The sequence below is a fragment of the Pseudoalteromonas sp. 2CM39R genome (genome assembly GCF_023161845.1).
In genome coordinates this window covers 103,084-127,716 of the sequence record NZ_JALNTM010000012.1, presented here as the reverse complement: position 1 = coordinate 127,716, position 24,633 = coordinate 103,084, and the positions used below count along the sequence as shown (strand labels likewise).

The 24,633-nt window shown below is 41.5% G+C and carries 24 protein-coding genes; all 24 read left to right on the top strand.

Going from position 1 to position 24,633, the window contains the following annotated elements; genetic code table 11:
- The first annotated feature begins 97 nt into the window (after positions 1–97).
- Entirely contained in the window at positions 98–1,213 is a 1,116-nt protein-coding gene (locus MTF66_RS24310; RefSeq protein WP_138622158.1) for a PAS domain-containing sensor histidine kinase, read from the top strand.
- Positions 1,206–2,630, top strand: a complete 1,425-nt coding sequence (locus MTF66_RS24305) for a sigma-54 dependent transcriptional regulator (RefSeq protein WP_138622156.1) — start codon at positions 1,206–1,208, stop codon at positions 2,628–2,630. Before MTF66_RS24310 ends, MTF66_RS24305 begins: the two co-directional genes overlap by 8 nt.
- A 156-nt stretch (positions 2,631–2,786) precedes the next feature.
- Entirely contained in the window at positions 2,787–3,119 is a 333-nt protein-coding gene (gene fliE, locus MTF66_RS24300; protein ID WP_010387900.1) for a flagellar hook-basal body complex protein FliE, read from the top strand.
- A 20-nt stretch (positions 3,120–3,139) separates the two neighbouring features.
- Positions 3,140–4,855 (top strand): flagellar basal-body MS-ring/collar protein FliF, encoded by a 1,716-nt coding sequence (fliF, locus tag MTF66_RS24295; protein ID WP_248528961.1) that lies wholly within the window; start codon positions 3,140–3,142, stop codon positions 4,853–4,855.
- Positions 4,848–5,888: a flagellar motor switch protein FliG gene (fliG, locus tag MTF66_RS24290; protein WP_010387902.1), complete on the top strand. Its 1,041-nt coding sequence runs from the start codon at positions 4,848–4,850 to the stop codon at positions 5,886–5,888. The genes fliF and fliG overlap by 8 nt, the downstream gene beginning before the upstream one ends.
- A 3-nt stretch (positions 5,889–5,891) precedes the next feature.
- The gene (fliH, locus tag MTF66_RS24285; protein ID WP_055013207.1) at positions 5,892–6,695 is read left to right on the top strand and encodes a flagellar assembly protein FliH; all 804 of its coding nucleotides are present in this window, start codon (positions 5,892–5,894) and stop codon (positions 6,693–6,695) included.
- Between the two features lie 17 nt (positions 6,696–6,712).
- Positions 6,713–8,047, top strand: a complete 1,335-nt coding sequence (fliI, locus tag MTF66_RS24280; protein WP_054201721.1) for a flagellar protein export ATPase FliI — start codon at positions 6,713–6,715, stop codon at positions 8,045–8,047.
- Positions 8,047–8,493 (top strand): flagellar export protein FliJ, encoded by a 447-nt coding sequence (gene fliJ, locus MTF66_RS24275; RefSeq protein WP_010387909.1) that lies wholly within the window; start codon positions 8,047–8,049, stop codon positions 8,491–8,493. Before fliI ends, fliJ begins: the two co-directional genes overlap by 1 nt.
- Before the next feature lie 87 nt (positions 8,494–8,580).
- Positions 8,581–10,392 carry a flagellar hook-length control protein FliK gene (locus MTF66_RS24270; protein ID WP_138622152.1) on the top strand — a complete coding sequence of 604 codons (1,812 nt, stop codon included), beginning with the start codon at positions 8,581–8,583 and terminating at the stop codon, positions 10,390–10,392.
- Between the two features lie 57 nt (positions 10,393–10,449).
- Entirely contained in the window at positions 10,450–10,977 is a 528-nt protein-coding gene (gene fliL, locus MTF66_RS24265; protein WP_010387911.1) for a flagellar basal body-associated protein FliL, read from the top strand.
- A 9-nt stretch (positions 10,978–10,986) separates the two neighbouring features.
- Complete coding sequence (gene fliM / locus MTF66_RS24260) at positions 10,987–12,078, top strand: flagellar motor switch protein FliM (RefSeq protein ID WP_010387912.1); 1,092 nt, start codon at positions 10,987–10,989, stop codon at positions 12,076–12,078.
- Between the two features lie 20 nt (positions 12,079–12,098).
- The gene (fliN, locus tag MTF66_RS24255; RefSeq protein ID WP_010387913.1) at positions 12,099–12,500 is read left to right on the top strand and encodes a flagellar motor switch protein FliN; all 402 of its coding nucleotides are present in this window, start codon (positions 12,099–12,101) and stop codon (positions 12,498–12,500) included.
- On the top strand, positions 12,497–12,880 hold the full coding sequence (gene fliO, locus MTF66_RS24250; RefSeq protein ID WP_010387917.1) for a flagellar biosynthetic protein FliO: 384 nt from the start codon (positions 12,497–12,499) through the stop codon (positions 12,878–12,880). Before fliN ends, fliO begins: the two co-directional genes overlap by 4 nt.
- A gap of 4 nt (positions 12,881–12,884) precedes the next feature.
- Entirely contained in the window at positions 12,885–13,625 is a 741-nt protein-coding gene (fliP, locus tag MTF66_RS24245; RefSeq protein WP_010387920.1) for a flagellar type III secretion system pore protein FliP, read from the top strand.
- 41 nt (positions 13,626–13,666) lie between these two features.
- Positions 13,667–13,936 (top strand): flagellar biosynthetic protein FliQ, encoded by a 270-nt coding sequence (locus MTF66_RS24240; protein ID WP_010387922.1) that lies wholly within the window; start codon positions 13,667–13,669, stop codon positions 13,934–13,936.
- Positions 13,937–13,938: 2 nt separating this feature from the next.
- Positions 13,939–14,718, top strand: coding sequence for a flagellar biosynthetic protein FliR (fliR, locus tag MTF66_RS24235; RefSeq protein WP_010387923.1), 780 nt, complete (start codon positions 13,939–13,941; stop codon positions 14,716–14,718).
- 9 nt (positions 14,719–14,727) lie between these two features.
- Entirely contained in the window at positions 14,728–15,858 is a 1,131-nt protein-coding gene (flhB, locus tag MTF66_RS24230) for a flagellar biosynthesis protein FlhB (protein ID WP_010387924.1), read from the top strand.
- Between the two features lie 71 nt (positions 15,859–15,929).
- Positions 15,930–18,038, top strand: coding sequence for a flagellar biosynthesis protein FlhA (gene flhA, locus MTF66_RS24225; RefSeq protein ID WP_010387925.1), 2,109 nt, complete (start codon positions 15,930–15,932; stop codon positions 18,036–18,038).
- Positions 18,039–18,059: 21 nt separating this feature from the next.
- A complete protein-coding gene (gene flhF, locus MTF66_RS24220; protein WP_248528959.1) occupies positions 18,060–19,547 on the top strand; it encodes a flagellar biosynthesis protein FlhF in 1,488 nt (495 codons plus the stop codon).
- Positions 19,540–20,400: a MinD/ParA family protein gene (locus tag MTF66_RS24215; RefSeq protein ID WP_054201715.1), complete on the top strand. Its 861-nt coding sequence runs from the start codon at positions 19,540–19,542 to the stop codon at positions 20,398–20,400. The genes flhF and MTF66_RS24215 overlap by 8 nt, the downstream gene beginning before the upstream one ends.
- Positions 20,401–20,426: 26 nt before the next feature.
- Positions 20,427–21,137 carry an RNA polymerase sigma factor FliA gene (locus MTF66_RS24210; protein ID WP_054201714.1) on the top strand — a complete coding sequence of 237 codons (711 nt, stop codon included), beginning with the start codon at positions 20,427–20,429 and terminating at the stop codon, positions 21,135–21,137.
- Positions 21,138–21,177: 40 nt separating this feature from the next.
- On the top strand, positions 21,178–21,561 hold the full coding sequence (cheY, locus tag MTF66_RS24205) for a chemotaxis response regulator CheY (protein ID WP_008112210.1): 384 nt from the start codon (positions 21,178–21,180) through the stop codon (positions 21,559–21,561).
- Positions 21,562–21,577: 16 nt separating this feature from the next.
- On the top strand, positions 21,578–22,351 hold the full coding sequence (locus tag MTF66_RS24200; protein WP_054201713.1) for a protein phosphatase CheZ: 774 nt from the start codon (positions 21,578–21,580) through the stop codon (positions 22,349–22,351).
- A 14-nt stretch (positions 22,352–22,365) separates the two neighbouring features.
- Complete coding sequence (locus MTF66_RS24195) at positions 22,366–24,591, top strand: chemotaxis protein CheA (RefSeq protein ID WP_248528957.1); 2,226 nt, start codon at positions 22,366–22,368, stop codon at positions 24,589–24,591.
- Positions 24,592–24,633 lie beyond the last annotated feature (42 nt).

Below are 24,633 nucleotides of genomic sequence, written 5' to 3'. Positions count from 1 at the left end.
GTGTTTTTACGGTTTAATCTATTGAATTTACTGTGAAATAATTTTGGTACACATTGTGCATTAGCTACTGTATCTACATTATTTTAGAGAGTTAATTATGGCCCTTGCAAGTGTGCTAAAACCCCAGTTTATTTCTGCTAACCAGTATAACCCATGTTTACTGCAAGAGGAGTATGTTGGTGAGTTGAGTGATTTGCGTCAACAGGCAAGTTGGCTTTCTCATTTAGTTGATACTATGCCTGCGGGCGTAATTGTACTCGATGGTAAAGGAATGATCGCTAAAGCGAATCAAATTGCTATCGATATGCTCGGTGAACCACTAGAAGGTGAGAAGTGGTTTAGTGTTATTCAGCGCTCATTTCGTCCTCATCAAGATGATGGTCATGAAGTGTCGTTAAAAGATGGACGCTTAATAAAACTCGATATTACCGCACTTGCGCCAGAGCCTGGGCAACTTATATTAATGACCGATTTGACCGAAACCCGACGTTTACAAAAGCGAGTCGCGCATATGCAGCGTTTAAGTGCGTTAGGTAAAATGGTGGCATCTTTGGCCCATCAAGTACGCACACCGTTATCAGCAGCTATGTTGTATGCTGCCAACTTAGGCTCAAAGCGCTTACCGGAAGCATCACGCGGCAGTTTTCACACAAAATTAATGTCTCGCTTGAAAGATTTAGAAACCCAAGTAAACGACATGCTGCTATTTGCTAAAAGTGGTGATCAACAGGTAGTTGAGCAAGTGTCGATGCAACAGTTACTCAGTGAAGTAAAAGCCGGTGCTGATGCCATGGTAGCGCTCAATGATAGCGAATTAAATGTGAGCTTACCTGAACCCGATATAGAAATCATGGGTAATAAAACCGCATTAGCAAGCGCTATTCAAAACCTTATTCACAACAGTATTCAAGTGATTGGCAGTGGCGCGCAAGTTCACCTTAGCGCCCTACGTGACAAACAAGACTCTGACTTTGTACGCATTAGCGTGAGTGACAATGGTCCAGGCATTGACTTAGTCCAGAGCGAGAAAATATTTGAACCTTTTTATACCACTAAAAGCCAAGGTACAGGCTTAGGGCTTGCCGTTGTTAGTTCGGTAGCAAGTGCGCATCAGGGAAGGGTGGAGGCAAACAACAACCCACACGGGGGAGCAATTTTTAGCATGTTGCTGCCTATTAGTGTCACATCTAAATTAGGGGAGTCACATGAGTAACACTATTTTAGTTGTAGAAGACGACGCCGGACTTCGTGAAGCATTAATTGATACTTTAGAAATGTCGGGCATCGCTTGCACGGCAGCCAATAGTGCAGAGCAAGCGATGTTGTTATTAAAAAAAGACGTATTTTCACTGGTGGTCAGTGATGTACAAATGGGCGAAATGAGTGGCTTAGATTTATTACGCAGTATTAAATTAAATCACCCTGATTTACCCGTACTTATGATGACGGCCTATGCCACAATTGATGATGCAGTTGAAGCCATGCGCCTAGGCGCGATTGATTATATGGCTAAGCCATTTGCCCCAGAAGTGCTATTGAACATGGTGAGCCGTTACTTACCTGAAAAGGAAAAAGAAACAGACGGTCCTATCGTTGCCGACCCTAGCAGTATTCAATTACTCGAACTTGCAGGTAAAGTTGCTCGTTCAGATGCCAGTGTAATGGTACTTGGGCCAAGTGGCTCAGGTAAAGAAGTACTGGCAAGGTATATTCATGACAAGTCAAAGCGCTGTAATGAACCGTTTGTAGCAATTAACTGTGCTGCTATTCCAGAAAACATGCTCGAAGCTACTCTATTTGGCTATGAAAAAGGCGCGTTTACTGGTGCGATTCAGGCCTGCCCGGGTAAGTTTGAACAAGCACAGGGTGGGACCATTTTACTTGATGAAATCACCGAAATGGATTTAGGCTTACAAGCCAAACTACTGCGGGTATTACAAGAACGCGAAGTTGAGCGTTTAGGTGGTCGAAAAACTATTTCGCTAGATGTACGTGTGCTTGCTACTAGTAACCGCGAATTAAAAGAGGCGGTTGCTGATAATCAGTTCCGCGAAGATTTATATTATCGACTCAATGTTTTCCCTTTGCTGTGGCGACCTCTGTGTGAGCGTTCTGGCGACATTATTGTACTGGCTAAGCACTTAATTGAACGTCACTTAAGTAAAAGCAAAGAGCCAATGGCGTATCTAGATACAAGTGCTGAACAAAAACTGCTTAGCCATAGCTGGCCCGGTAACGTTCGAGAGCTGGATAACGTTATTCAACGTGCTTTAATTTTACGCAGTGGTAGTACTATTGATGAGCATGCAATTTTTATCGAAAATTTAACCCCAACCCAGTTTGTGGTTGAAACAACAACAGTGCCTGAGCCTATAAACAATAGTCTCAGTAATGCTTATTATGATGAAAAAACAATGCCCGAAGATGAGCAAAAAAATGATTTACTCGCCCTAGACACGGGGAGTTATAAAGATGAGCTTAAAGATAAAGAACATCGCATAATTTTAGAAACCTTGGCGCGTTGCCAAGGGAAACGTAAAGAAGTAGCCGAAACCTTAGGTATAAGTCCACGTACTTTGCGTTACAAATTAGCGCAAATGCGCGATTTAGGTATTTCCCTCCCTGCATAACCTCAACAGCCCTAAAACTAAGTAACACATTTTAGGGCTGTCAAAACTCTGACTACGTAAATTTATAGTTCAACACATTGTTTTAATTGGGTTTTATTTTTGGCATGTTTTGTGCTTTATTCTCTTTAAGAGTTTACTGCATTATCAGAGACAATTATGAAAATTCAAAACAGTGCTTTATTTCAAGAAATGCAATCTATGGCTTCAGAAGCCACGCGTAGTAACCAAGTTAATAACTTGCCAACGCAAGTGCAATCAACGTCTACAGCACAATTTGGTGATATGTTGAGTAATGCACTTAATACAGTGCATGAGCTTCAGCAAGACACAGGACAAAAAAGAAAAGCAGTTGAGATGGGCGACAGAAGCGTATCGCTTGCTGAGGCGATGATTGCTTCGCAAAAGTCTTCTGTGGCATTTGAAGCTACGGTACAGGTTCGTAATAAGCTTGTTGAATCTTACAAAGAAATTATGAACATGCCTGTTTAACTAGGTAGTGGAGAATTATTGTGGCGCAATCTAATCAATCTACAGATCTGGCACTTGCTGATGGCATGATGGAGCAAAGTGAAAACGAAGATCAACAAGAGCAAAAATCAGGCTATTTCAGCGCCCTAGGCGGTGTTGATGTTTTACGTCAAATTACCCTGATTGTTGCATTGGCCATTTGTTTGGCTATTGCTATCTTCGTGATTATCTGGGCTCGTCAGCCAGATATGCGCCCATTAGGTAAAATGCAAACTCAAGAGTTAATTGAAACACTCGACTTTTTAGATGCGCAAAAAATTGACTATGAACTTGATGGTAATGTGGTGTCGGTTGATGAAACTGAGTATCAAAATATTAAGTTACTGATGACCCGTGAAGGCTTAGATCAAGGGCCGAGATCAGGTAGCGATATTATTATGCAAGACATGGGGTTTGGGGTAAGCCAACGTTTAGAGCGTGAGCGCCTTAAACATGGTCGCGAGCAACAGCTTGCCCGTACTATTGAAGAGCTAAACAACGTTACTCGCGCCAAAGTACTATTAGCTATTCCAAAAGAAAATGTATTTGCTCGTCGAGAGAAAAAACCCTCAGCAACTGTTGTACTAACGCTTAAGCGTGGTCGCTCACTAGATAGCGAAGAAGTTGACTCAGTAGTTGATATGATTGCTTCAGCGGTGCAAGGGCTAGAGCCTTCTCGCGTAACGGTGACCGATCAAAACGGTCGCTTATTAAATTCAGGTTCGCAAACCTCTTTGGCTGCACGCTCTCGTAAAGAATACGACCTAGAGCGTAAACGTGAGCAAGAATACCTAGAAAAAATTGACAGCATTTTAATTCCCGTCGTTGGCTTAGGTAATTACACCGCCCAAGTAGATTTAAGCATGGACTTTAGTGCAGTAGAAGAAACACAAAAACGTTACAACCCAGATTTACCGGCAGTAAGAAGTGAAACCACTTTCGAAGAAAATAATATCGGTGGTTTAGCGGTAGGTATTCCTGGTGCACTTACTAATCAGCCTCCGGTTAACTCAACGATACCTGAAGATGCAATGGCTGGCGGTGCAGGCACTGCAACCTCACCAAGTCGAACTCACAAAGAAGCTACCCGTAACTATGAACTTGATACCACTATTTCTCATAAACGTCAGCAAACGGGTGTGATCCGCAGAATAAGTGTGTCTGTAGCGGTCGATTACTTACCCACGGTTGGTGAAAATGGTGAAACAACCATGACACCACGCTCGGTAGAAGCTTTGTCAAATATTCGTCGCTTGTTACAAGGTGGCGTAGGCTTTGATATGCAACGTGGCGATGCACTTGAAGTAGTGACCGTGCCATTTGTTCGTGAAGACTCAGCGCTTGATTTCGAATTGCCTTTATGGGAACAAGACTGGTTTATGAAAATGATGCGCTTAGTATTAGGTGCGCTGGTTATTATTGTACTGATTTTAGCTGTAGTTAAGCCTATGCTTAAGCGATTAATTTACCCAGATAATACACTTGAAGAATATGATGAAGACTCTCTTAGTTCAGGTGTTGACCTTGGTGACAGCACATTAGATATGCTAAATAATGACTTTGATTCTGCTTCAGTTGGCTTCTCAAGCGATGGTACACTACAGTTACCAGACCTACATGGCGACGAAGACTTATTGAAAGCGGTTCGTGCCCTTGTAGCCAATGAACCAGAACTATCATCACAAGTAGTGAAAGCGTGGTTAACAGAAGATGACTGATCAAGAACAAAAACAACTACCACCGGCGTTTGATGTTGATAAGCTCGATGGTGTAGATAAAGCGGCGATATTATTGCTAAGTTTATCTGAAGAAGATGCAGCGCAAATCCTAAAGCACTTAGAGCCAAAGCAAGTGCAAAAGGTAGGTATGGCCATGGCGGCAATCGATGATTTGTCGCAAGCTAAAATTAGCGCAGTGCACAACTTGTTTATCGAACAAATTCAAAGCTTTAGTACGATAGGTTTTCAGTCTGAAGATTTTATCAAAAAAGCACTTACGGCTGCACTAGGTGAAGATAAAGCCGCCAGCTTAATAGACCAAATTGTCATGGGCTCAGGCGCTAAAGGGCTTGATTCATTAAAATGGATGGACTCAAAGCAGGTAGCGAATATTATTCGTAATGAGCATCCGCAAATTCAAACAATTGTGCTTTCTTATTTAGAGCCGGAACAATCTGCTGAGATTTTAGCGCAATTTCCTGAAAAAGTGCGCTTAGATTTAACCATGCGTATTGCTAATTTAGAAGAAGTTCAACCAGCGGCTTTACAAGAATTAAACGAAATTATGGAAAAACAATTCGCTGGTCAAGCGGGCGCACAAGCTGCGAAAATGGGTGGCTTAAAAGCGGCTGCAGATATTATGAACTACCTCGATACCAATGTTGAAGGGCAGTTAATGGATTCTATCCGTGAGCATGACGAAGAAATGTCGCAACAAATTCAAGACTTAATGTTTGTCTTCGAAAACTTAATGGATGTAGAGGATCGAGGTATTCAAGCAATTTTACGTGAAGTGCCTCAAGATGTACTGATGAAGGCGATTAAAGGCACTGACGAAGCGCTTAAAGAGAAGATTTTGGGTAACATGTCAAAACGTGCAGCAGAAATGCTTGCTGATGACTTAGAAGCTATGGCACCAGTGCGTATTAGTGAAGTAGAAGCAGCACAAAAAGAAATACTGTCAACAGCTCGTCGTCTATCAGATTCAGGTGAAATTATGCTTGGTGGTGGCGGTGGTGAGGAGTTCTTATAATTTATGAGTAACTCAAAAGGTCGCCCGTTACACGCTGATGAAGCTGATGAGCTATTAAAAAATTGGCCAATTCCAGATGTTGCGCCAGATGAGCGAAGTTTTGGCAATCGTTCGACCGCTTTTGGTACGCCATTGGCAGAGCTATACCATAAAGAAATGGCCAAAGAGCAAGATGAAGAGCCCGAAGAACAAGAATTACCTTCTCTTACTATGGTGGAGCTTGAGCGCATTCGCCAAGATGCGTATGAGGAAGGTCTTAAGCAAGGACACGAGCAAGGCTATATAGATGGTTTTGATAAAGGCGTAACTGAGGGAAAAGAAGCTGGTTACAAAGAAGGTGTTGAGCTGGGTAAAACCCAAGGCCAAGAAGAGGTTAAACCTTTGATGGATGAGCAGTTAACTCACTTACGCAGCTTGTTAGATAGTTTATCTGATCCACTTAAAAAAGTGGATGAGCAAGCAGAAAAGCAGTTGGTACAGTTAGCAACTATGCTTAGTGAAGCAATCATTTATCAAGAGATAAAAACTTCGCCTGATATTATCTTACATACCTTGAAAAAAAGCATTGATGCACTAAATGCAGAGCAACAGAAAGTTAAAATTCATCTTCACCCAGAAGACCTAACACTTATAAAAACCAGTTATGGCGAGCAAGCTATTGAAGATAATCATTGGCAGTTAATTCCAGAGCCTACATTGGAGCGCGGCGGTTGTGAAGTTAAGACAACACTATCGTCTTTAGATATGACCTTGAAAACTCGTGTCAAAGAAACATTGGATAGTTTTTTGCATAATAGTGGTATCTAACTTTTTATTGGCGTGCAATGTCTGTGAGCGATACTTCATTAAGCGAACGCTTATCTCAATACCAACAACATATTAAAACCCCTGCCCCTGCGGTTGCGGGTGTTTTAACCCGTGTGGTTGGTTTAACACTTGAAGCAAAAGGCCTGCGAGCTCCAGTAGGCAGCCAATGTAAAATTGAAACCATGAGCGGCTTTGTTGATGCCGAGATTGTTGGTTTTAATGATCAAACCTTATATTTAATGCCCAATGATCATATCTCAGGTGTACTTCCTGGTGCCCGAGTTATTCCTCAAGTTAATGACACTGGTTTACCTGTTGGTATGAGTTTACTTGGCCGAGTTGTCGACGGTTTAGGGCGACCTTTAGATGGGCTAGGGAAAATAAACGCAGAACACACACTTAAATTCGCTCAAAACGCAATAAACCCACTGGCAAGACGCCCCATTAGTAAACCCATGGATGTGGGAGTACGCGCTATTAACTCAGTAATTACGGTAGGCCAAGGTCAGCGTATGGGCTTATTTGCAGGCTCCGGTGTGGGTAAATCTGTACTATTGGGCATGATGACTCGAGGCAGTGAAGCCGATGTAATTGTAGTGGGTTTAGTCGGTGAGCGTGGCCGAGAAGTAAAAGAATTTATTGAAGAAATACTGGGTGTTGAAGGACGTAAACGCTCAGTTGTTGTGGCAGCGCCTGCTGATGCTTCGCCATTAATGCGATTAAAGGGCTGTGAGAGTGCAGTCACCATTGCAGAATACTTTCGAGATCAAGGGCTAAACGTATTGTTACTGCTTGACTCGGTAACGCGTTATGCCATGGCACAGCGTGAAATAGCACTGGCTGTTGGTGAGCCTCCTGCAACCAAAGGTTATCCGCCTTCAGTATTTGCTAAATTACCCGCATTAGTGGAACGTGCTGGTAATGGCGGAGAAGGACAAGGCTCTATTACCGCCTTTTTTACTGTACTAAGTGAAGGTGATGACATGCAAGACCCGATAGCCGATGCCGCACGTGCCATACTTGATGGGCATATTGTTTTATCGCGTGATTTAGCCGACAGCGGTCATTACCCTGCTATTGATATAGAAAAGTCTATTTCTCGAGTGATGCCACAAGTAGTTTCAGAGCCACATATGCAGCAAGCTCGGGTACTTAAACAAGTATATTCTATGTATCAACAGAACAAAGACATGATCACCTTGGGTGCTTATCAAAAAGGCAGTGACCAAATGCTTGATCAGGCAATAAACATGATGCCAAGAGTGAACGCATTTTTACAGCAAGGCATGCGTGACGTGATTAGTTATGATGATGGCCTACAAGGGCTCGCACAATTATTAGGACAAGCATAATGGCAAAAAATAAACTACATTTGCTGCTTAAGCTTGAAAATGAAAAAGAAGAAACATTACGCATGAGCTACTTGCAAGCAAATCAAAACTTGCAGCTAAATCAGCAAAAGCTTCAAGGCTTAAATGACTTTCGACTTGAATATACGCAGCAACTTCATATTAAAGGGCAATCGGGCTTATCAAGTGCCGGGTTTAGCCAGTATCACGCATTCATAGCTAAGATTGAAGAGGCGACTCGCCAACAAGCGAGTACCGTTAATACTGCAAAACAAGTCGTGAGCCAGCGCAAAACGTTATGGTTAAAACAACAAGTTAAAGCGAAAGCGGTTGCTAAGCTAATTGAAAAGCAACAGTTAAAAGCGGATATGCTGGTGGCTAAGAATGAACAAAAAATGTTAGATGAGTTTTCTTCTAATCAATTTTATCAAAGGAATAAAGCACTATAAGGTAGGCATACTAATTGCTTATGTTCTATTAGAGCAATGTTTTTTAGGATTGTGCGGTGGGCTGTTGCCGCTTTTATTAGGTGATTTATGGCGATGAATGATATTTCAATGTTGGCGGTATCTGAGCAAGACTCATACTTAGTTAAAAAAGACAGTGATAAAGCAAAACTAGATAGTAGTAATGATGCTGGTTTTTTCGACCAACTAGCTCTTGCGAACCAAGCTTCTGAAACACAAGATTCAGAGGTCAAAGCGCCACACAAACAGCCCTCAGATGAACAACCCGACCTAAAAGAGCAAGATAGCGAAGAAAAGCCTTTGAGCGGTGAAGATATGTTGGCGCAAATTAATGCGGCACAAGTAATCGACACCTCAGTAAAAAATAATTCTCATAGCGGCGCAGAGTTAATAGATAAAGACGGTGTCAAAATAAACATCAAGCCTGAAGATAAGCTTGCACCTATTGTTATTAATTTGCCAAGTGATGAAATTGTTGATGATGCAGCTATTTTACAAGCACAAAATGCTGTAGGTGCTGAGTCAGCGAGCAAAACTGCAGCTGAGTCTTCACAGCTTGGAACTAAATCGATAGCGACAGCTGCCATAGCCGGAGAATCTGAGACTGTTAAAAATGAGCAAGCGGTTGCTAAACCATCAGATAAGCCGACTGTTCCTACGAGTACTAAAGCATCGATAGACGCCTCTGTTTTAGCGCTGTTATCAAAAGATGATAATGCAATTAAAGCAGATAAACTCTTAGCAAATTTAACGCCTTCACAACAAGATGAACTTGCTACTGAGCTTGATGTGATGAGCAAACCTATTGATAAAGACAATGTAGCGGATTTAAAGCAATTACTCAGTAAGTATGTTAGCGAAAGCGAGAAACCGCAAACTCCTCAACAAGCCATTAATACACAAATAAGTACGTTAACTACCCCAGAAAAACAGGCATTGCTTAATCAGATGCAGGCATACATTAAAAGTGAGCCTCTATCTACTAAAGAACTTACTTTATTAAAAGGGGTTATCAGTGATTTAGAAACAGCTATCAACGCAGACACTTTGTCTAGTGCCAAAGATAAACCGCTGTTTGCTAATAATACGTTGATAGCAGGTGTTCCACCTAAAACACACCAAGGTACAGAGTCGGCTAATGTAAAACCTGAGCTAAAATTAGAAAGCTCTAAATCGATAGCCGAAACGCCTGAGGAGCTTGCTAAACAGCTTGATGTACTACAAAAAGAGAGTATGCGCGCCACTAACGCAGAGCAAATGCCACCGCGTGCTGCACAGATTTTTTCTCAAATCATTAATATATTCGATAAATCGTCGCTTAATACTATCGCTAAATACGATACTTTAGGCTACGAGCAAGCTATTATTGAAGCGCAAAGTTTACAGGCCGGGCAGTTGCAAAGTACTGCACAAGCTAAACAGGTAAGCATTGATCCTGCTACCTTACAGGCGTTAAATATTATTAAAAGTGATGCTGCAAAAATGCTACAAGAGCGCGTTACCTCAATGTTAAGCATTAATAATAAAGAAGCTGAAATTCGTTTAGATCCACCTGAAATGGGCAGTATGCAAATTCGCATTCGAAGTGATGCAGAGCAAGCACAAATAAACTTTGTAGTGCAAAATCAGCAAGCCAAAGAAGCGCTAGAGCAGTCTTTACCTAGACTTAGAGAATTATTAATGCAACAGGGTTTAGAGCTAGGTGAAAGCAGTATTTCTTATGGTGATTCATCTCCAGAACAAAACGAGCAACAAGAAGGTCAGCCACAAGGTCAAATGGCTAATAATAGCTCTTCAGATGAGACAAATAGTGAGCAACCAGATAAGCAAACACACAGTTCTGGACAACAAACGTCATCATCAATAGATTACTATGCCTAAGTCCTGCTATTATAATAGTTAAAACAAGCAAATACCTTTGCGAATAAAGGAAATACAATGGCTGAAGATACTAATTTAGAAATAGAAGAAGTCAGTAAAAATAAAAGCAAACTCATTATAATTATAGCCGCTGTATTAGTTATTGTTGGCGGTGTAGCTGGTTACTTTTTACTATCGGGTGATGATGAGCCCGTAGAAACTTTAACAGATGATGCCGCCAGTGGTGAAGTAGCCGCAGAATCATCAAGCTCCTCGGCAACGGTCGGCAGTGCGCTATATGTTGCTATGCCAAGACCTTTTATATTTAATGTTCCAGGGGCGAGTCGCGATAGAATTGTACAAATTAAAGTGCAATTGCTGGTGCGCGGAGATGGCAATGAAGAAACTGCTAAAAAGCATATTCCACTGATTGAAGGTACGCTATTGAGTGTATTTTCAATGACTACCGCAGATGAACTAAGCACCAGTGTAGGCAAAGAAACACTGCGCTTTACTGCGCTAGATAAAGTACAAGCTGCAATGATGGATGTGGAAGGAAGTAAAGTAATTGAGCGGGTACTGTTTACCGGCTTTGTGATGCAATAAGGGGTCAGTGTGAGCGATTTATTATCCCAAGATGAAATTGATGCGCTATTACACGGTGTTGATGAGGTCGAAGAGGAAGATATACACGACGGTGAAGACGGTGAGGGAAGTACGCTACAGTATGACTTCTCTTCGCAAGATCGCATCGTGCGTGGTCGCATGCCGACACTTGAAATTGTTAATGAGCGATTTGCGCGCCATATGCGAATTAGCCTTTTTAACATGATGCGCCGCACCGCTGAGGTGTCAATTAACGGCGTGCAAATGATCAAATTTGGTGAGTATATTCATACCTTATTTGTACCAACCAGTTTGAATATGGTGCGTTTTCGCCCACTAAAAGGCACTGGCCTAATTACCATGGAGGCGCGATTAGTCTTTATACTGGTAGATAATTTCTTTGGTGGCGATGGTCGTTATCATGCCAAAATTGAAGGGCGTGAATTTACCCCAACAGAGCGCCGTATCGTGCAAATGCTGCTAAAAATAATCTTTGAAGATTACAAAGAAGCATGGGCGCCGGTTATGGATGTGTCGTTTGAGTATCTCGATTCTGAGGTGAATCCCGCTATGGCTAACATTGTTAGCCCAACCGAAGTGGTGGTTATTAGCTCTTTTCATATTGAGCTTGATGGCGGCGGTGGTGACTTTCATATTGCGCTGCCTTACTCAATGCTCGAACCTATACGAGAGCTACTGGATGCAGGTGTTCAGTCTGATACTGAAGATACCGATTTACGTTGGAGCAAGGCACTTCGCGACGAAATAATGGATGTAGAAGTCGATTTGTCGACTCAGCTACTTGAAGTTGATTTAAGCTTAAAACAAATTATGGAGCTTAAGGCGGGGGATATCATTCCTGTTGAAATGCCAGAGCATATTACTGTGTTTGTTGAAGAGTTACCAACATTTAGAGCTAAAATGGGTCGCTCACGCGATAACGTTGCGCTACAAATTAGTGAAAAAATTAAACGCCCTGATTCAGTTAAATCTGAGCTGCATGTCTTTACTAAAGGCGGCAAAAAAATTGATTCAGATGCAGAATTAGCAGAACTAGAAGATGATTTACACCTTTCAAACGGTGTAGACTTAGACTGGTAATTGATTAAAAGGTTAAAAGTATGAGCGATGATCAAGATACGATGGACGAATGGGCAGCAGCACTTGCTGAGGCTGAGGGAACTGACGATGATAGTGCAGAGGTTAAAGTAACCGAGCTTGATGAGCTGGATGATTCAAAGCATGAGCTCAGCGGTGAAGAAAAACGTAAACTCGACACTATTTTAGATATTCCCGTTACTATTTCGATGGAAGTAGGGCGTTCTAAAATTAATATTCGTAACTTATTACAACTTAACCAAGGTTCAGTTGTTGAACTTGATAGGGTTGCTGGTGAACCGCTAGATGTATTAGTTAATGGTACATTGATAGCACATGGTGAAGTGGTTGTGGTGAACGATAAGTTTGGTATTCGCTTAACGGATGTAATTAGTCAGGTTGAACGGATCAAAAAATTACGATGATAGCATTACTTGGTTTAAGCAATTCTGTGTTTGCAGCTACCGATGCTGCAACACCCACCACAGACATTATTTCAATGGTTATGTCGTTAGGTGTGGTGGTCGTGTTAATTTTAGTGTTGGCTTTTTTTGTTAAAAAGCTTAATCCAAATTTAACCAATAACGATGAATTCAAAGTGATCCGCAGTCTTCCTTTAGGCTCACGCGAGCGATTAATGGTAGTCGAGATAGATAATGCACAGCACCTATTAGGTGTAACTCCACATAGCATTAATTATTTACACAAGCTAGAAACTCCCCTGACAGAAAAAGAGTTACCAGAATTAGCTAAGCGTTTTGGCAAAATGTTGAATCCGCAACTTAATCAAAATAAAAAGAACTAATATCATGACTAAATGGCTGCTTTTCATATTTGCTATGGTATTCGTACCAGGAGTCAGTGCTGAAGGTATAGACGCGCTTACGATCACAAGTAATGCAGATGGCACGCAAGACTATTCAGTGACGCTACAAGTGTTAGCGATCATGACGGCTATGAGCTTTATTCCAGCAGCCATTATCATGATGACCTCGTTCACTCGAATTATTGTTGTTTTAGCTATTTTGCGCCAAGCGATTGGTTTACAACAAACGCCTTCTAATCAAGTATTACTAGGAATGTCGCTGTTTTTAAGTATTTTTATTATGGCGCCTATTTATGAGCAAATAAACGAACGTGCAATCGAACCGTACTTAAGTGAACAGGTAACATCACTAGAAGCACTCGATTTAGCTAAAGAGCCAATGAAAGCTTTTATGCTTTCTCAAGTACGATTAAAAGACTTAGAAACCTTTGCAAAAATAGCTGGGTACGATCAGCTTGATTCACCTGAAGCAACGCCATTGATAGTCCTTATTCCGGCGTTTGTGACCAGTGAGCTACAAACAGCCTTTATTATCGGTTTTATGTTCTTCATCCCCTTTTTGATTGTCGATTTGGTGGTTGCATCGGTGTTGATGGCCATGGGCATGATGATGCTATCTCCCATGATTGTATCGCTACCGTTTAAGATTATGTTGTTTGTATTGGTTGATGGTTGGAGCTTGGTGATGGGTACGCTCGCTAAAAGCTTTGGGTTGGGCACATAGTGGTGCTTTCTACTTTGAACCAATCACTCTAGGAGTCGCCCATGGAACCTGAAGTATTTGTTGATATTTTAAGTGGAGCCCTGTTTTTAGTGATTAAGCTGGTGTCTGCTATTGTGGTACCTGGTTTAATTATTGGTTTAGTAGTGGCAGTATTTCAGGCGGCAACCTCAATTAATGAACAAACACTGAGCTTTTTACCGCGTCTATTAATTACTATTAGTGCGTTAATAGTGGGTGGACATTGGTTTACTCAAGAGCTGATGGATTTTTTTAATCGCTTAGTGCTTCTTATACCCGAAATAGCAGGTTAACGATGGAGTTCCCATTTTCCGTTGTTATTCAATGGTTAAGTGATTTTTTACTGCCCTTGGTGCGTATTAGCTCAATGATCATGATAATGGCGGGTATTGGCGCCAAAAACGTCCCTTCTCGAATTAAAATGGGCTTGGCTGTTGTAGTCACATTTTTAGTTGTGCCTGTTCTACCTCCAGCTACATTTACTAATTTATTTTCTTTTGAAATGGTTTTAGTGGTGCTACAACAAATGCTGATTGGCGTTGCGATTGGTTTTGCATCCACACTGCTGCTCAATACATTTGTGTTAGCCGGGCAAATCCTTGCTATGCAAACTGGTTTAGGTTTTGCGTCTGTTGTTGACCCCTCAAATGGAATGAGTGTACCTGCTGTAGGGCAGTTCTACCTCATTTTAGCTACCTTGTTATTTTTTGTATTTAATGGCCATTTAATGATGATTCAAATGGTGGTACATAGTTTTCAGGTATTGCCAATTGATGGTAATTGGTGGGCGGTTGATCATTATTGGGATATAGTGACATGGGGTGGTTGGATGTTTACCACTGCACTAGTGCTTTCGTTAGCGCCATTAACGGCCATGCTTGTAATTAATATGTCATTTGGCATCATGACCCGTGCTGCCCCACAGTTAAATATCTTCTCTATAGGCTTTCCGTTTACCTTAGTGGCAGGGCTCGTTATTATTTGGGCTACCCTCGGTAACTTTATCACTCAGTTTGAGTTCCAATGGCTAAAAATGGTTGAGCTAATGTGTACTCTAGTTGGTTGTTCCCCTTAGGAGAGCGTAATGGCTGAAGATTCAGGACAAGAAAAAACCGAAGAACCCACGCCCAAAAAAGTTGATGATGCCAAAAAGAAAGGCCAAATAGCGCGCTCTAAAGAGCTAGGTACTATGTTTGTACTCATTTTTTCTGCTATTTCTTTATTAATGTACGGCCCTGAAATTGGTAAAGGCTTGTATCGAATTATGGGCAGAATGCTTAGTCTTAATCGCAATGAAACTTACGACACCACAAAAATGTTTGCGGTGTGGGGGGAGGTTGCTGACGTACTGTTATTTCCTATGTCGATGTTTGTACTTATTATTGTACTGGCTGCGTTTATTGGTAACACCATGCTTGGCGGCTTTAATTTTAGCTGGCAGGCAGCAGCGCCCAAAGCCAGTAAAATGTCGCCAATGAAAGGTTTTACTCGGATGTTTGGCCCGCAAGCGGCTATTGAGCTACTTAAGTCATTATTAAAGTTTGGCCTAGTGGCAACCTTCGCTATCTTTTTAATTAATGTTTATTTTGATGAAATATTACATTTGAGTATAGAAAGTGCGCCGGGCAATATCGTGCATGCTTTGGAAATATTAGCCTGGATGTTTTTAGGGTTATCTTGCACCTTAATTATTATTGCAGCTATTGATGCGCCATTTCAAAGTTATAGCCATAACAAACAGCTTAAAATGACGATGCAAGAAGTAAAAGATGAATATAAAAACTCTGAGGGTGATCCGCAAATCAAAGCGCGTATCAGGCAAACCCAACGTCAAATGTCGCAAAAGAGAATGATGCAGGATGTTCCTGATGCCGATGTTATTGTTACCAACCCTACTCATTACTCAGTGGCTTTAAAATACGACACAGAGCGAGCTGGAGCGCCTATTGTACTAGCAAAAGGCGTTGACGAACTCGCTATGCAAATTCGTAAAATTGCTTTGGGTAATGAAGTGCCCATTGTTGAGTCGCCTACCTTAACGCGAGCGCTTTATCATACCGCTGAAGTAGGGGATCAAATTCCCGATCAGCTCTTTACTGCAGTTGCTCAAGTGCTTGCCTATGTATTTCAGCTTAAACGGTTTAAAAAAGGCCGTGGAAAACGCCCTGTCGCGCTTAATAAAAAGCTGCCAATCCCTGATGAATTTAAGTATTAACCGCTAACCAACTAACTTGGAATAGTTATTGCTATTTCAGCGTAGTGTCAATTTTTTGAAATTGTAGAGTTATGGAATTTAAAGCGGTATTACAACAACTTAATAAAGATAAAAAAGAATATGCAAAAGGCGTTGGTACACCGCTTTTAGTCTTAGCTGCGCTTGGCATGGTTATATTACCACTGCCTCCATTTCTGCTTGATATATTATTTTCGTTTAATATCGCGCTCGCATTAGTTGTATTACTGGTCACCGTATATACCATGAAGCCGCTTGAGTTTGGCATGTTTCCAGCGGTGTTGTTAATCGCTACGATCATGCGTTTAGCACTTAACGTAGCCAGTACTCGGGTGGTACTTCTTGAGGGTCATAATGGTGGTGATGCCGCTGGTAAGGTAATTGAAGCATTTGGCTCGGTGGTGATTGGTGGTAACTACGCCGTGGGTTTAGTGGTATTTTTGATTCTAATTATCATAAACTTTGTGGTAATTACCAAAGGTGCAGGGCGTATTTCTGAAGTGTCAGCACGCTTTACCCTTGATGCCATGCCGGGTAAGCAAATGGCGATTGATGCAGATATGAATGCTGGCTTTATTAGTGCAGAGCAAGCCAGAGAGCGTCGTGATGAAGTAACCCGTGAAGCCGACTTTTATGGTTCTATGGATGGTGCCAGTAAATTTGTAAAAGGCGATGCTATCGCGGGTATCGTCATTTTAGTGATCAATATTGTAGGTGGTTTATTTGTTGGCATGATCCAGCATGACTTGAGCTTTTCACGCGCTATGGAAGTGTACACACTATTGACCATTGGTGATGGCTTAGTCGCGCAATTACCTTCATTACTACTTTCAATTGGTACTGCGATTGTTGTAACGCGTCAAAATGAGTCGCACAATATGGGCGATCAGTTTAAGCAGCAGCTAGGAAACGAAAAATCATTATTTATTGCCTCTGGTATCCTCATTACTATGGGTTTAGTCCCAGGTATGCCGCATATTGCATTTTTAAGCTTAGGGGCGCTTTTAGGTTACCTTGCATACTACACCCAGCAAAACAAACTTAAATTGGCGGCTGCTGAGGCCGAAGAAGCTGAAAATGCAGCCTCAGGTACCGGGATTGCGGCTAAACAAGAACAAAAAGAACTGGGTTGGGATGATGTACAGCAAGTTGATGTTATTGGCTTAGAAGTAGGTTATCGATTAATTCCTTTGGTTGACCAATCACAAGGTGGTGAGCTGTTAAACCGCATTAAAGGGGTGCGTAAAAAACTATCTCAAGAGCTGGGCTTTTTAGTACCGCCTGTACATATTCGCGACAACCTTGAACTTGATCCAAATGCGTATCGCATCACTATGATGGGTGTATCAAGTGGTGAGGGAGAGCTTAAACACGGCGATGAATTAGCAATTAACCCAGGCCAAGTGTTTGGCCCGCTAAAAGGCATTGAAACTACAGACCCTGCATTTGGTTTAGATGCGGTATGGATAAAACCCGATCAAAAAGATGAAGCGCAATCTTTAGGTTATACCGTAGTTGATTCAGCAACCGTTGTGGCCACTCATATTAGCCAGTTACTCACCAATAGCGCCGCATTATTGCTTGGCCACGAAGAAGTACAAAACTTATTAGATATGTTAGGTAAAAGTCACCCTCGCTTAGTTGAAGGGCTAGTACCTGAGGTATTACCGCTGACCACCATCGTTAAAGTGCTACAAAACTTATTAAATGAAGGGGTAGCAATACGAGATATGCGCTCAATTGTTCAAACCCTTGTTGAGTATGGCCCTCGTAGCCAAGACCCTGATGTATTAACGGCTGCAGTGAGAATATCGTTGCGTAGATTAATCGTTCAAGATGCTGTTGGTATGTCTTCTGAAATCCCTGTCATAACCTTGGCGCCTGAGTTGGAACAGATGTTGCATCAGTCACTTCAAAATGCAGGTGATGAAGGTGCCGGAATAGAACCAGGACTTGCTGATAGACTTCAAACATCATTGAATGAAGCGCATCAAAATCAAGAAATGGCCGGTGAACCTTCAATATTGCTAACGTCAGGAATGTTACGCACTGTGCTATCTCGATTTGTTAAATACACCATTCCAGGATTGCGAGTGATGTCTTATCAAGAGATACCAGATGAAAGACAGATCAAGATTGTCAGCTCTGTAGGCCAACAATAAGATTTTAAAGGGGTTTGAATTATGAAAATTAAACGTTTTTTTGCTAAAGACATGCGCACCGCACTAAAAGAAGTAAAAGAAGAGCTCGGTGTTGATGCGGTTATTATGTCAAATAAGAAACTAGCTAATGGCGTTGAAATTGTTGCTGCTGTTGATTACGACAAAGCCGCAGCAAAAGCGCCAGAGCAGCCTCAAAGCCAGCCAGCTGCAAGCGCTTCATTTGCACATACCCAGAGCTCACATAATTTTGTAAAACCAGAGCCACAACGTGCTCAACCTAAGCCACAAGCAAAGGTAGCTGATAGTTTACAAGCTTTATTAGAACGTCAATCTCCCCGTCCTCGTTCAGCAGAGCTTGCGTCAATGTTTTCACAATCAGGCATTGATACCTCTGGTCATTATCAAGAACAAGAAGCTGTGCAATCTCGACCTAAAAATATGTTTGAGCGTGAACCAAGCGCACCTGCACGTCCTCGTACTCAAGCTGATAGCTTAGGTTTTAATGATTTAGACAGTGGCTTTGACGATTTAGACTCACCGAGTGCACCACGCCAGCAAACGATGCCGAACGAGTCGAGTGATATAAGCACCATGCGCGAAGAAATGAACGCAATTCGTCAATTACTAGAACATCAAGTATCAGGTTTAATGCAACAAGATATGGCACGTCGCGATCCAACCCGTGCATGCATGATTGACCGTTTAGTGGGTATGGGGATAGATAAAGAGGTTGCTGAGCAAATGGCATGCTTTGTACCCGATGATGTATCTCGCCAACAAGGTTGGAAAGCCTTATTGAATATGGTTGAAGATCAAATGCAAACCACTAACAACGAAATTCTTCGCCAAGGTGGTATTTATGCACTAGTAGGCCCAACAGGGGTAGGTAAAACCACCACAGTTGCAAAATTAGCTGCATTAGGTGCGCAAAAATATGGTGCTGATAAAGTCGCACTTATTACTACTGATACCTACCGTATTGGTGCGTATGAGCAGCTAGCAACCTATGGTCGAATTATTGGCTGTGGCGTTAAACAAGTTAAAGATGCAAATGAATTAGCAGAAGTTTTATACCATTTACGAAATAAACGTCTAGTCTTAATTGATACAGCAGGAATGAGTCAGCGAGATTTACGTTTAACTGAGCAGCTTAATACCTTGATGCGTAATCAGCGTGTAGATATACGTAGTTATTTAGTATTAAGTGCTACAGCACAAATTAATGTATTACAAGAAACAGTAAGGCATTTTAAAAAAGTACAGCTTAGTGGATGTATTTTTACTAAGTTAGATGAGTCATTGAGTTTAGGTGAGATTATTAGTATTGCGATTCAAAATCGTCTCCCAATAGGGTATCTTACTAACGGTCAGCGAGTACCAGAAGATATTAGAGTGGCAAATGCCGAAAAACTAGTAAAAAAAGCTGAGCAATTGTATTTGAAAAGAATAAAAGCACAACAATCACGACACCAATCAGTGGCGTCGAGCACAGTAGAGATGTATGATTAACACAGTTTTAGATCAAGCAAGCGGCCTTCGCAAAATGAGCAACAATAATAATAACGGCGTAAAAGTTATCGCTGTCACCGGCGGCAAAGGTGGAGTAGGTAAAACAAACGTATCCCTTAATACGGCAATCGCGCTAGGCCAACAAGGCAAACGTGTGCTGGTTTTAGATGCTGATTTAGGGTTAGCTAATTGTGACGTTATGCTTGGACTGCGTGTAGAGCGCAATTTATCTCATGTTTTATCAGGTGAGTGTGAACTTGAAGATATTTTAGTTGAAGGCCCTGCAGGTATAAAAATAGTACCTGCAACATCGGGTTCGCAAAGTATGGTTGAGTTATCTCCTTCAGAGCACGCCGGACTTATTCGTGCATTTAGCGAGCTTAACACTGATTTTGATATTTTAATTGTTGATACCGCTGCGGGTATTTCTGACATGGTATTGAGCTTTTCTCGTGCCGCACAGGATGTGGTTGTGGTGGTATGTGATGAGCCAACATCAATTACCGATGCCTATGCGCTCATTAAAGTACTGAGCCGTGAGCACGGCGTATACAAATTTAAAATTGTTGCCAACATGGTGCGTAGCTTACGTGAAGGGCAGGAATTATTTGCTAAACTTTCAAAAGTAACCGACCGATTTTTAGATATATCAATGGAGCTTGTTGCAACAGTTCCTTATGATGAGAATATGCGCAAATCAACGCGTCGCCAAAAAGTGATAGTTGAAGTTTTTCCAGGATCTCCTGCAGCGATTGCTTTTAAAACACTGGCGACAAAAATTACTAAGTGGCCAACACCTAGTCAAGCCTCGGGTCATTTAGAGTTTTTTATTGAGAAGCTAGTTAGTAACTAATAATGACAATACCGGTGAATAGAGCTATGGGATATCAGTCAACACAGAGTTTAAATATGATTGTTGAAAAGCATGCCTCATTAGTCAAAAAAGTGGCATGCCATTTAATTGCTCGTTTACCGGCCAGTGTGCAACTAGATGATTTAATCCAATCAGGTATGATCGGATTAATAGAAGCTTCAAAAAATTTTGATGCAAGCAAAGGTGCGAGTTTTGAAACCTTTGCTGGAATTCGTATTCGTGGTGCAATGATAGATGAAATGCGTCGAGGTGATTGGGTTCCACGCTCGGTTCACAGAAAAAGCCGCTTAGTAGCAGAGACTATTGTTGCTCTTGAAAGTAGTTTAAACCGTGAACCCAAAGATAGTGAAGTTGCTGAAAAACTTGAAATTTCGTTAAATGAGTACCATCATATTTTAAACGATGTGAATGTAAGCAAAGTTTTAGGTATTGAAGACCTTGGTATTGACGATGATGTGATTACACCGCATGGTCAAGATTTAGCACTAGACAAACCTTTCAATAATGTTAAAAATGAACGGTTTAATGAGTCTTTACTCAATGCGATAAAGTCGTTACCGGAAAAAGATGCAATGGTGCTTTCTTTGTACTATAACGATGAAATGAATTTAAAAGAAATTGGGCATATACTCGATGTAAGTGAGTCGCGTGTAAGTCAGATACATGGTCAGGCGATGATTAAGCTTAAAGCAAAAATCAATGACTGGATAAACTAGAAGTAAGTAAATAAAGGTTCAGGCCTCACTGGAGGATGTTTTGGATAAAAACATTAAAATTCTTGTTGTTGATGATTTTTCGACGATGAGACGTATTATTAAAAACCTGTTGCGCGATTTAGGTTTTACCAATGTTCAAGAAGCAGATGACGGGTCAACTGCTTTACCTATGTTACAAAATCAAGCGTTTGATTTTGTTGTAACAGATTGGAATATGCCAGGCATGCAAGGTATTGATCTTTTGAGGGCAATTCGAGCTGATGAAAAATTAAAGCATATTCCTGTTTTAATGGTGACAGCAGAAGCTAAAAAAGAACAAATAATTGCTGCTGCCCAAGCTGGCGTTAATGGTTACATTGTTAAACCATTTACTGCAGGTACATTGAAAACTAAATTAGAAAAAGTGTTCGAACGCTTAGGTTAATGAGAGGGAGAGGCTTATGTCAGCACCTGCTGCGCCTCAGATTACTTTAGAACAAGCTCGCCAGTTAGTGGTTTTTTTAGAAAATGGTGAGCAAGATAAAGCGAATCAGTTAATTTTAGAAACAGCTTCACAAGAGCAATCACAGCTATTTGCTGAGGTGGGTAAGTTAACGCGTCAACTGCACGAAGCTTTAAAGAGTTTCGAGTTAGACACGCGTTTAACAGATATTACCACTGATGCCATCCCTGACGCTAAAAAACGCCTTAACTACGTCATGGAAATGACAGAAAACGCAGCCAATAAAACAATGGATGCGGTTGAAGCAAGCTTACCATTAGCACAAGAAATTGCTGACGAAATAGCTGACATCAAGCCAACGTGGGATCGCTTAATGAACCGCGAAATAGAGCTTGGTGAGTTTAAGTCACTTTGCCATAGTATTGATAAGTTTATGAACAGCTCTCACCATAAAACTGATGAGTTGCAAATGTTGATGACCAATGTATTGATGGCTCAAGACTATCAAGATTTAACTGGTCAGGTTATTCGTCGTGTTATTGAACTTGTGCGTGAAGTTGAAGAAAGCTTAATCCACTTGTTAACTGCATTTGCAGCACAAGGTGAAGTTGAGCCAGCACAACTGACCGAACAACCAGAAGAAACAGAAGATTCCATTGTTGCACAAACACTAGCAGGCCCAGAAGGGCCTATTATTGATAAAGAATCGCGTAATGATGTTGTATCTGATCAAGATGAAGTTGATGATCTATTATCAAGTTTGGGCTTCTAATAGGAGAGTACTGCATGAGCTTTGAAGTCGATGAAGATATTTTACAAGACTTTTTAGTAGAGGCCGGAGAAATCCTTGAGCTTTTATCTGAACAGTTAGTAGAACTGGAAAACAACCCAGATGATACTGAACTACTAAACGCAATATTTCGTGGTTTCCACACTGTAAAAGGTGGCGCCGGCTTTTTGGCAATGACAGAGCTTGTTGATGCATGTCATGGTGCTGAAAACGTGTTTGATTTATTGCGCCAAGGTGTAAGAACAGTTAACTCTGAATTAATGGATGTAATTTTACAAGCACTCGACACCATTAATGAAATGTTTGCCACAATTAAAAATCGTGACCAACCAGAGCCTGCTGATCCAGAGTTACTTGCAGTCCTTCATAAACTTGGACAACCACCGACGGCAGAAGAGCTTGCTGGCGATTCTGTAGTTGAAGACACAGCCCCTGTTGAAACTCCCTCGGTAGAACCTGAACCTGTAGCTGAGCAGCCAAGCAATGATGCGGAAGAAGATCCGTTTGCTTTTGATGAATTATTTAGCGGCCCAGATAGCAGTAGCTCAGACTCTCAGATTGATGAAATAACTGAAGATGAATTCGAAAGCTTACTTGATGAGTTACATGGTAAAGGTCAAGCTCCACAAGAAGAACAGTCCTCATCAAGTGATAATGATGTCAGTGGCGATATAACTGACGATGAATTTGATAGCTTATTAGATGAGCTTCATGGTGTTGGTAGTTTTGGCGAAGTTACTCAAAGCGCCCCAAGTACACCACAGCAAGCACCACCGGCTCCTGTGGCTTCACAAAATAACGACTCAAGCGCGAGCGATGATGAAATAAGTGACGATGAATTTGAAGCTTTGCTAGATGAATTACATGGCAAAGGTGCACCTAAATCGTTAGAAACATCGGCTCCAGAAAGTAAACCTGAGCCAGTAGCCGCAAATAAGCCTGCGCCTGCTGCGCCAAAACCTGAGCCTAAACCGGTACCAAAAGCAGAGCCTGCAAAGCCGGCACCTTCTCCACAGCCAGCTAAGACAGCGCCGCCTAAAAAAGCAGCGCCTCCACCGGCGGAGACAACAGTACGTGTTGATACCAAACGTTTAGACCAAATAATGAATATGGTTGGTGAATTGGTACTTGTGCGAAATCGTTTGGTAAGCTTGGCAACAAACTCTGACAGCGAGGCTATGGGTAAAGCTATTTCTAATTTAGATGTAGTGACTGCTGATATCCAAGGTGCGGTAATGCAAACACGAATGCAGCCAATTAAAAAAGTGTTTGGCCGTTTCCCCCGTGTAGTACGAGATTTAGCACGAACGCTGCAAAAAGATATTAATTTATTACTTGTTGGTGAAGACACCGATTTAGATAAAAATTTAGTGGAAGCATTGGCAGATCCACTCGTGCATTTAGTGCGCAACTCAGTGGATCATGGTATAGAAATGCCAGATGTTCGTGAAGCATCGGGTAAACCTAGAACCGGTACTGTTACTTTATCAGCGTCTCAGCAAGGCGACCATATCCTGCTTACCATCCAAGATGATGGTGCCGGTATGGATGCTGAAAAGCTTAAAAAGATTGCGATTAGTAAAGGGGTGCTTGATCACGATCAAGCGAGTCGCCTTTCTGATACTGAAGCGTATAACCTTATTTTTGCACCTGGTTTTTCAACTAAAGAAGAGATCTCAGATATTTCTGGCCGTGGCGTTGGTATGGATGTGGTTAAAACAAAAATCACTCAACTCAATGGCTCAGTAAATATTAAATCAGAGATGGGCGTAGGTACTACTTTAGAGATTAAAGTACCGCTGACACTGGCAATACTGCCTACCTTAATGGTAGTGGTAGGCGAACAAACCTTTGCGTTGCCGCTGGCGGGTGTAAGTGAAATATTCCATTTAGATTTAACAAAAACCAATGTGGTTGATGGTCAGCTTACTATAATTGTTCGTAAAAAATCGATTCCGTTATTCTACCTTGAACATTGGCTCATCAAAGGGGCCGATAGAGGTCAGCGAAAAGCACAAGGTCATGTGGTTATTGTACAAATAGGAACTCAAAAAGTGGGTTTCGTTGTTGACTCGCTTATTGGTCAAGAGGAAGTGGTAATTAAGCCTTTAGACGCATTACTTCAAGGTACGCCTGGTATGGCAGGTGCAACAATCACCTCTGATGGTGGCATTGCACTGATATTAGATGTGCCAAGTATGTTAAAGCATTACGCTGGATAATTAAAAGTAGGCATATATTTTATGCCTACCCATTCATTGAAT